Origin of the sequence: Acinetobacter sp. 1000160, assembly GCF_000588715.1 — a bacterium.
Taxonomy (GTDB): Bacteria; Pseudomonadota; Gammaproteobacteria; order Pseudomonadales; family Moraxellaceae; genus Acinetobacter; species Acinetobacter courvalinii.
The window spans coordinates 1-1,532 of sequence record NZ_JFWP02000027.1 but is presented as its reverse complement, the minus strand read 5'-3'; the positions used below and the strand labels follow the sequence as shown (position 1 = coordinate 1,532).

Here is a 1,532-nt window from a genome sequence, read left to right as displayed (position 1 = left end):
AAGTTCCCCTTCTTAATTATTATATTTAAATAGGATTTTTTAAAAAAATAAAAAAGCCGTATTTTTAATTGATCTCTTTGTCCTATTATATAAATAAAGCTGGTTTATGGATTGGAGAGGATAATGAATAATATACAAAAGCTTGAACAGAGTATAACCCGGCTGGGTATAGGTGAGTTTTTATTCATCGGATACGGCTATGGCATCGATGAGATGCAAAATATTCTTCATTTTCTAAAAAATTTAGAAAGTCAGCAAATATTACAAATTGTTTATCAACATAAAGAACAGGAAAGCGGAAATAACCTAACCGATATCATAAAGATCCAAAAGTGTTAAAAGAGTCACTGTTTAAAGTGTGGTTCTAGCCGAATCCTGAGTCAGCCGCTCAGGATTTTCCTTATACATTACAGTTACATAGTAAAAATAAAACTAAACAATCATTACAAATGATAACTAGGATATCTCCATAATTTACCCTGTGTAGAAAATATGGAGGAGATAACAAATGCCACAATATTTGCGTATAGCGGAAAAAGTGTATAACAAGTTTAAAGATGAAAAAAAATTTACGCAAAAACCTGTTGAGTATTTAAATTTTTTAATTAAAGAAGTGCGCGAGGAAATCAAGGGGACAGAAATGAAATTGCTGTACCAGTATATCGATTTTCAGGAAGGTTTCCAAAAGCCGCTACGTGAAGATGCCCTGAATATTGATGTTAGCCTAGTGCCACATCATCAACATCGGGATGAATTCATTTTATGGTTAGCAGGTTTTATTGAAAGAATCACCATTGGCGGTAAGAAAAAACTTCCTCCAATTCTGGAAAATATTCCACCTGAATTTACGGTTCATTATGAAATTCAGAAACCGGTTCGTCCGCAGCCAGAGGATTGCTATGACGAATTGGTCTCCTATTTTAAAAGCGAAGAGTTCAAACAACATTCAATGAGTTAAACAAGTTGTGCTAAAGAAGTATGAGGCTCCGAACCCCTCATACTTCTGCAATCGCTGGACTGCAGCGTACCGTCTTTATAGGCGGTATTTTTTTGCTTAAATAGACGGAAGGTGGTCATTGAAGGACGTGAAGATACGGTTAGACATCATTTTATCCCTATGTTAGGCTAGCGCCACAATTCATTCTGATCTGTTCATTCATCTTATGCAGCTTACGCCACCCTAGTTGATTTCTCTTGCTTGAAAATTAACTCATCACTTTGACTAGTGATGTGGTGTAGTCGTGTGCATGTATATATCACATCACTGGCCTTTATTTAAAAATATACCAATAGGCTATTTCTATGTTATCCAATGTTCGGGAACAGTGGTTCTCCAATATTCGCGGGGATATTTTGTCCGGGCTTGTGGTCGGTCTGGCACTTATTCCAGAAGCGATTGCATTTTCCATTATTGCGGGTGTCGATCCAAAAATTGGCCTGTATGCTTCTTTCTGTATTGCGGTGGTGATTTCATTTGTCGGCGGTCGTCCGGCCATGATTTCTGCTGCAACAGGTGCCATGGCTTTACTGAT

General features: G+C 37.1%; 3 protein-coding genes. All 3 read left to right on the top strand.

Annotated features, from left to right (window positions below; all coding sequences use genetic code 11):
• Positions 1 to 123: 123 nt before the first annotated feature.
• Positions 124 to 339 (top strand): hypothetical protein, encoded by a 216-nt coding sequence (locus J699_RS00070; protein ID WP_005285532.1) that lies wholly within the window; start codon positions 124 to 126, stop codon positions 337 to 339.
• A gap of 169 nt (positions 340 to 508) precedes the next feature.
• A complete protein-coding gene (locus J699_RS00075; protein ID WP_005230167.1) occupies positions 509 to 958 on the top strand; it encodes a hypothetical protein in 450 nt (149 codons plus the stop codon).
• A 344-nt stretch (positions 959 to 1,302) separates the two neighbouring features.
• Positions 1,303 to 1,532: SulP family inorganic anion transporter (locus J699_RS00080; RefSeq protein WP_032883034.1), on the top strand; the 230-nt coding region annotated here is incomplete at its 3' end.

Excerpts from the sequence above, each read along its gene's own strand:
- J699_RS00070 (WP_005285532.1), top strand. The coding sequence starts at position 124 with ATGAATAATATACAAAAGCTTGAACAGAGTATAACCCGGCTGGGTATA.
- J699_RS00075 (WP_005230167.1), top strand. The coding sequence starts at position 509 with ATGCCACAATATTTGCGTATAGCGGAAAAAGTGTATAACAAGTTTAAA.